Source organism: Thalassotalea litorea (genome assembly GCF_043642205.1).
In the GTDB taxonomy this organism is placed as follows: Bacteria; Pseudomonadota; Gammaproteobacteria; order Enterobacterales; family Alteromonadaceae; genus Thalassotalea_A; species Thalassotalea_A litorea.
Genome location: NZ_JBHZSG010000049.1, coordinates 17,560 through 23,881, shown reverse-complemented (window position 1 = coordinate 23,881; position 6,322 = coordinate 17,560). Strand labels below are relative to the sequence as shown.

The 6,322-nt window shown below is 44.7% G+C and carries 8 protein-coding genes and 1 tRNA gene; all 9 read right to left on the bottom strand.

Features of this window, described 5'->3' with window-relative positions; all coding sequences use genetic code 11:
* Position 1: 1 nt before the first annotated feature.
* Positions 2–77: transfer RNA gene (locus tag ACHUFQ_RS15270), tRNA-Lys, on the bottom strand.
* A 175-nt stretch (positions 78–252) separates the two neighbouring features.
* On the bottom strand, positions 253–1,032 hold the full coding sequence (gene ybgF, locus ACHUFQ_RS15265) for a tol-pal system protein YbgF (RefSeq protein ID WP_394176712.1): 780 nt from the start codon (positions 1,030–1,032) through the stop codon (positions 253–255).
* A 24-nt stretch (positions 1,033–1,056) separates the two neighbouring features.
* On the bottom strand, positions 1,057–1,608 hold the full coding sequence (gene pal, locus ACHUFQ_RS15260; RefSeq protein WP_394176711.1) for a peptidoglycan-associated lipoprotein Pal: 552 nt from the start codon (positions 1,606–1,608) through the stop codon (positions 1,057–1,059).
* 45 nt (positions 1,609–1,653) lie between these two features.
* A complete protein-coding gene (gene tolB / locus ACHUFQ_RS15255) occupies positions 1,654–3,006 on the bottom strand; it encodes a Tol-Pal system beta propeller repeat protein TolB (protein ID WP_394176710.1) in 1,353 nt (450 codons plus the stop codon).
* A gap of 61 nt (positions 3,007–3,067) precedes the next feature.
* Positions 3,068–4,039: a cell envelope integrity protein TolA gene (gene tolA / locus ACHUFQ_RS15250; protein ID WP_394176709.1), complete on the bottom strand. Its 972-nt coding sequence runs from the start codon at positions 4,037–4,039 to the stop codon at positions 3,068–3,070.
* Positions 4,040–4,042: 3 nt separating this feature from the next.
* Positions 4,043–4,468: a protein TolR gene (tolR, locus tag ACHUFQ_RS15245; protein ID WP_394176708.1), complete on the bottom strand. Its 426-nt coding sequence runs from the start codon at positions 4,466–4,468 to the stop codon at positions 4,043–4,045.
* Between the two features lie 6 nt (positions 4,469–4,474).
* Positions 4,475–5,155 carry a protein TolQ gene (tolQ, locus tag ACHUFQ_RS15240; protein WP_394176707.1) on the bottom strand — a complete coding sequence of 227 codons (681 nt, stop codon included), beginning with the start codon at positions 5,153–5,155 and terminating at the stop codon, positions 4,475–4,477.
* Positions 5,145–5,570, bottom strand: coding sequence for a tol-pal system-associated acyl-CoA thioesterase (gene ybgC, locus ACHUFQ_RS15235; RefSeq protein WP_394176706.1), 426 nt, complete (start codon positions 5,568–5,570; stop codon positions 5,145–5,147). Before ybgC ends, tolQ begins: the two co-directional genes overlap by 11 nt.
* Before the next feature lie 531 nt (positions 5,571–6,101).
* Positions 6,102–6,322 (bottom strand): hypothetical protein (locus ACHUFQ_RS15230; protein ID WP_394176705.1); only part of this gene is annotated, 221 nt, incomplete at its 5' end.

Sequence of the window (6,322 nt, the reverse complement as noted above, 5' to 3'; positions counted from 1 at the left end):
GTGGTGGGTCGTGAAGGATTTGAACCTTCGACAAATTGGTTAAAAGCCAACTGCTCTACCAACTGAGCTAACGACCCACATTTGCTGCTTGAGGCCTTGTGCCTCAACGCGGGGCATATGATACTCATATTAATTTTTAGTGCAACAACAAATTCGTTTTTTTTCGTAAATCCAGTTTGTTTGCACAAAAACCCAGCAGATAGAGCATCTTATCGACCAAACTGGCCGATAAGAACATTCGCGGACGAGTTATTACAGATTATTCAGGCGTGTTTTCGCCAGCTGTGCTGCCGATGAGTTTGCGTATTCGCTAACAACACGACGGTACATTTGCCGCGCCTTATCTGTATTATTTTGCTTTTGCGCCACCATACCTGCTTTTAGCATGGCATCGCTGCGTTTATTCGAGCCTTCGTGATTATCAATAACGATATTAAACTCGGCTTCCGCTTCCTGTAACTGACCTTTATTAAACAATAACTGCCCTAACCAATAATGCGCATTCGCGGCATAGCTGGAGTTTGGATATTGTCGGGTAAAGGCTTTAAATTCCTGAATCGCCTGATCATACTTCTTTTCTTTTAGCACCAGGTTAACGGCGCGATCATAGGACTCATTTTCCGATAGATTGGCGGAATAATTAACGCTGGAACCACCACCGGTATTTGTGCCAGAGGCCGTGGAAGGTGATGAAGCGCTTTTCATCGACGCGACTCTGTCCAACTCTTGGTACAGTTCACGTTGACGTTGAAGAATCTGGTTAATGGTATAGGCCTGCTCTTCACTGACACCGCGTAATTCGCTGACTTCTGTTTGCAATTCATCAATTTGTAACTGCATATCGTTCAAAGCACGATTACGAGATTGAATAGCGCGCTTTAACGCTTCGACATCGTCAGTTGAGCTTGCACTTGTCGAGGTTTGGCTGGCCGGGGGTTGGTTAATATCCTGGACTGGAGCGGGTTGAGCAGCCAGTGCCACAGGGGCACCGGCCATAACCGCTAAACCTAATATAAGTTTATACGATTTCATTTAACGTCCTTTTAAAAAACGTTATTAGTAAACTAGAACCGCACGACGGTTTTTAGCAAATGCTGATTCAGTGCGCGAGTTTACTGCAGGTTTTTCTTCACCGTAGCTTACGGTTTCGATTTGAGAAGATGAAACACCGGCATTTTCAAGGTACTTTTGTACTGCTTGTGCACGACGCTCACCAAGAGCGATGTTGTACTCTGGTGTACCACGCTCATCGGCGTGACCTTCGATAACAACTTTAGAGTTGCTGTTGTTTGCCAAAAACTCTGCGTGTGCATCTAATGTTGCAGTAACGTCAGAGCTTAGCTTAGAAGTATCGAAGTCGAAGTAAATGGTATTGTCAGCTAGAAGCTTTTGCTTTTGCTCTTCCTTTACCGCTTCCAGACGAGCCGCTTCTGCCGCAGCTGCAGCTTCTGCCGCATCACGATCTGCTTGAGCCTGAGCTTCAGCTTGTGCTTGTGCCTGACGTGCTGCTTCTTGCTCTTCATCAACAGTAGATGTTGAACTACAAGCGGCCATTGCCATCAATGGCAATGCAACTGCCATACCTTTTACTACTTTATTAAAGCGCATTTTTTTTCCTTAATAATTTTATAATAATGAGTTAACTAATTTTTGTTATAAAAATGGTGACCATGCTGGTGATTTAACTTGTCCGTTTAACGCTGGTAAACGAGCTTTAAATCGACCATCTACGGAAACCAAGCCCAATACCTGACGGTTATGATGCAAAGTACTATAGATTATCATGCCACCATTGGGGGCAATACTGGGCGACTCATCCAATCGGGTTTGTGTTAACACCTGAAAATTGTTTGAGCCTAATTCTTGCTTCGCAAGATGGTATTGTCCTTGTGTACGGTTAACCATGACTAATTGACGTCCGTCAGGTGTTATTGAACCTCCTAGATTCATTTCACCGTCAAATGTTAGCCTTCTCACTTTACCATCGTTCAAATTTACTCGATATAGCTGCGGTTTACCACCCCGTTCTGAGGTAAAAATCAGAGATTTTCCATCCGGAGTCCAATTTGGTTCAGTATCTATGGCTCTGTGACGGGTAATGCGGCGTAATTTTTTTGTTGCCAGCTCCATCACATACACTTCCGGGTTGCCATCTTTGGATAAAACCATGGCCATATTTTTACCATCTGGAGACCAGCGCGGCGCACCATTTATGCCTTTAAAACTACTCAAAACTTCGCGTTTTGCGGTATAAATATCCTGAATGTATATCTGTGCCTGACGATCTTCGAAAGTTACATACGCTAATTTGCGACCATCGGGAGACCAGGTCGGCGACATTAAGGGTTCACGTGAGCTTAAAAGCACCTGTTCGTTATAACCATCGTAATCGGCCATGACTAACTGATAGGGACGATCACCGCTGTCGCGTACAATAATGTAGGCGATACGAGTCTGAAACGCGCCGCGCACACCGGTGAGTTTTTCATACACGCTATCGGAAATCTGGTGGGCTTTTGGGCGAAACAAATTGGCCGAAATATACTGCGTCGGCTTGGAGTTTATCAGAATGTGTTCATCGGATTGTACCAAACGACCATTTTCCAGCATACGACGATCAGAACCGGCCAACTGACCGCTAATAACATCAATGAGCTGGAAAGATACCAGATATTGATCAACACCTGATTCTTCGATGCTACCCATAACGATGGCTTCAACGCCGATGTCAGCCCAGGCCTGATAATCGATATCATTAATGGTTGCAGGCATTTGCGGCATAGTTACCTGACTAATGGGGTTAAACTTGCCGCTGCGCAACAAATCATCGCTAACCACTTTGGTAATGTTTTCTGGTAGTGGTGTTGCGCCAGTGTATTTAAATGGCAAAACCGCGATTGGGCGGGCACTGTCGACACCACCGGTGATAACAATATCCAGTTCCGCAGATGCTTGGTTTAGCCCTACAAAGAATAAGATTAAGATGAACAGACTCTTTTTAAACATAATACTTCTTATTTTCCGAGTTAATGCCGGTTATTTTTCATTGAAATCGACAGCAGGTCAATTAAAACTCTGGTGTATATTTCAAATTAATTTCAGACATCTGTTTAAAGACATCCGGATCTTTGGAAACAGGTAATGTGCCCGCTTTTTTCACTGCTTTTACCGCTTCAACGCAAACGACCTGATCCCCTTTTATCGGGGTTACACTGATCACAAATCCAGACGGTGCCAGTTTCACTTTCAAATCACAGGATTTACCTTTCATGGTATTTTCATCCAGGATAAAGTTTCGCTGGATGGTTTGGGTGATCAACGCCACATACTTTTGTACTTCGGTTAACACGTGCTGGCTTCGAGCCTGCTGACGCTGATTCATTTCCTGCATCATCTGCTGTTCTAACAAACGCTCCTGCTCCGCACGCTCTGCCGCTTCTTTTTTGCGACGACGTTCATCTGCTTCACGCTGTTTTCGGGCTTCTTCCGCTTTTTTCGCGGCAGCTTCTTCTTTTTGACGCTTCGCTTTCGCATCGGCAGCCGCTTTTTCCGCTTGTTTACGCTCTTGCTCTTTTTTAACCCGAGCTTTTTCTTCAGCCGCAGCTTTCGCTTTCGCCTGCTTCGCCGCATCATCGGCTTTACGTTTCTCCGCTTCTAGGCGCTTGATACGCTCCGCTTCCTGCTGACGTTTTTTCTGAGCTTCCGACGCACGTCGTTCTAATTCCTTAATGCGCTTGTCTTCTCGGGCTTTAGCAGCCGCTTTTTGCTGTTCGAGCTTTTCCACCTGCTTTTGCAGTTTACTTTGATCGACCACCACCGCATCAATCACGGGCATGCTCGGTTTTGGCATCGCAGCGGGTGTCGGGGTGAAATCCGAGTTATATAATAAGGCGGCACCAAGCCCCAGATGCAATATCAACGCCACAGACAGCGCGATGGAATACGTTTGCTTTGGGGTTTTGCCATCCGGCAGATACGTAAAAACCCCCATCAAGAAATTAACGATACTGCCAATCAGTTTTTTCAGTACAGCTAACATGGGTTATTCGTTCTCCACCGAATCGGTCATTAAGCCAACGGAAGGAACACCGGACTTTTGCAATAATACCATCAATTGAATAATTGAGTTGTAGGAAACATTGCCGTCGCCATTGACAACCACTGGCGTGTCCGGCTCAACTTTTAGATGGGCGACGACCAAAGTCGCTAACTCTTCTGGCGCAAGTGGTTCGGTTTTGCTATCGCCCACATTGAGGTAAAAGTTACCGTTAATATCAACGCTTGCTACCAAAGGTGTTTTCGAATCCTGATCAATAGGTTCGGCGTCTGCCTGCGGCAAATCCACTTTCACCCCTTGGGTGATCAAAGGCGCGGTCACCATAAAAATAATCAGCAATACCAGCATCACATCGATGTATGGGACGACGTTTATCTCAGCAACACGTTTTCGTTTGGCTCTAACGTACATCTTGATTTAGCTCCTAGGGGTGATGGCCTGACGTTGCAAGATGCTGGAAAATTCTTCCATAAAGTTACCGTAGCTGTTTTCAATCTTTTCAACACTGTGAGAAAAACGGTTAAATGCCATTACCGCGGGTATCGCTGCAAACAGTCCCATAGCGGTTGCAATCAAAGCTTCGGCAATGCCCGGTGCTACCATGGCAAGTGTTGCTTGTTGCACGGCGCCAAGGGCGATAAAGGAATTCATAATCCCCCACACCGTTCCGAATAAACCGATATATGGGCTGATCGACCCGACAGTTGCCAGAAAAGACAGATGGGTTTCCAGACCATCGACTTCCCGGGATAACGCAACGCGCATGGCACGATGAGTACCATCGACGACTGCTTGTGGGCTGGCATCTGGAGACTTGCGAATCCGGGCAAATTCTTTAAACCCTGCCATAAACAGACTTTCAATACCGCTGACATTGCCACGAGCACTGATTTCTTTATATAAGCGAGATAAATCAGCACCTGACCAGAATTTATCTTCAAATTGCTCCGCTTGTACTTTCGCTTTGTTCAGGGCCTTTGAACGTTGGATAATCATGGTCCAGGATGCGATCGAGAAACCTAGCAGGCAAAGCATTACAGATTTTACCAGGACACTGGCCTGCAAAAATAAATCGATAAAGGATAATTCAGAGTGCACGGGTTAAAGCTCCTAATATTTGCTCGGGAATAGCACAGGGTTTGGCACGTTGCAGATTAACGCTGGCGACAAGGACATTCAGTTGGCACAACAAGGTTCCGTCCTGATTGGTTATCACCTGCTCAAACGTCAAGCTGGCTTTTTTTAATTGTTTTATCGTTGTGGAAATGGTTAACAGATCATCAAGCGTTGCTGATGCTTTGTTATCCATCTCAACTCGTCTGACTACAAAACCGAGATTTTGTTCAAGGAAAATTGATTGGGAAATACCTAGAGAACGTAACCATTCGGTTCTCGCTCGCTCGGCAAACTTTAAATAGTTAGCATAATAAACGATACCACCGGCATCAGTGTCTTCATAATAGACTCTGAGTTGGTAGTCGAAACTGCCTTGTGTGGAATTTGGTTCACTCATTAGCGCGTTTATTATTAGTCCCAGTTGAGTTGCCTTATATTAAGCCAATACAAAGGCGACACTCAAGGAAATAACGATGGTATTTAAGAGTTTTTTTTTCGCCATTTGTCACCGCCGTAAATTTTCTATTGCGTAGTTTTTTAAACCTTAGTGACAATCGTTCCACTGGGATTGACAAAGATCATCATTTAAACTTATTACAATTACTTTTTTTTAGCCTTGCACATCAACAAAGTTACATTTAATTACAGTTCGAAAGGCCTGTACAGACTGGCCAAAAACCATTAGGAAAGAAAACTAAACAACACCAACCATTCATTAGAAAATCTAATGCGAAAAAATAAATTTTCTAGTTTGCTGAAATTCAGCCCCTCCCCTAGAATACGCTCCATCTTATGAACATCCTTTATTTGGAATACATGTTCCTGGATTTATTTAACTTCCTTCTATCAACTATTTGTTGGCCCGCTCCTCAGCGGGCTTTTTTTTTGCCTAGAGGGAAGTAGGTATGTCGTTAATGTCGGGAGCGTATTAACGACGCCTACACCCAAGTAGGTACCCTGCATCACATGAACGGTTATCACCATGGATGGTGTGTATGTCGAAAATGCCAGGAGCAATTTTTCGACTTGATGCATGGGTGCAGGGAAGTAGGTATGTCGTTAATGTCGGGAACGTATTAACGACGCCTACACCCAAGTAGGTACCCTGCATCACATGAACGGTTATCACCATGGATGGTGTGTATGTCG

Bases quoted from the DNA above. Each gene is read 5' to 3' on its own strand.
- ybgF (WP_394176712.1), bottom strand. From the start codon at position 1,032: ATGAAATCGTATAAACTTATATTAGGTTTAGCGGTTATGGCCGGTGCC.
- pal (WP_394176711.1), bottom strand. From the start codon at position 1,608: ATGCGCTTTAATAAAGTAGTAAAAGGTATGGCAGTTGCATTGCCATTG.
- tolA (WP_394176709.1), bottom strand. From the start codon at position 4,039: ATGTTAGCTGTACTGAAAAAACTGATTGGCAGTATCGTTAATTTCTTG.
- ybgC (WP_394176706.1), bottom strand. From the start codon at position 5,570: ATGAGTGAACCAAATTCCACACAAGGCAGTTTCGACTACCAACTCAGA.
- tolR (WP_394176708.1), bottom strand. From the start codon at position 4,468: ATGTACGTTAGAGCCAAACGAAAACGTGTTGCTGAGATAAACGTCGTC.
- tolB (WP_394176710.1), bottom strand. From the start codon at position 3,006: ATGTTTAAAAAGAGTCTGTTCATCTTAATCTTATTCTTTGTAGGGCTA.